At 65.7% G+C, this 233-nt stretch carries 1 protein-coding gene; it reads left to right on the top strand.

Annotation, left to right across the window (positions count from 1 at the left end):
- Positions 1 to 14 precede the first annotated feature (14 nt).
- On the top strand, positions 15 to 233 hold a 219-nt coding region (locus PU683_RS21985), incomplete at its 3' end, for a fumarate hydratase (protein ID WP_431190972.1).

Raw genomic sequence — 233 nt, 5'->3', positions numbered from 1 at the left:
CTGCGGAGCATTGCGTGCTGCTCGCCAAGCAGGCGCTGATGGAGCCGATCGACATGGGGCCGCTGAAGGCGCGCGGACCGAAGAACGATATCGGGGCGCTGCGTATCGAGATTTTCGACAAGGTCAATGCGCTGGGCATCGGCGCGCAGGGGCTGGGCGGCCTCTCGACCATCCTCGACGTCAAGATCAAGGACGCGCCGTGCCATGCCGCGGGCAAGCCGGTTGCGATGATC

The organism is Candidatus Kosakonia sp. 282A-S69, assembly GCF_029433855.1.
Lineage (GTDB): Bacteria > Pseudomonadota > Gammaproteobacteria > Enterobacterales > Enterobacteriaceae > Kosakonia > Kosakonia cowanii_A.
Note: the sequence above shows the minus strand (reverse complement) of the source record. Positions and strands in the feature narration are given on the sequence as shown.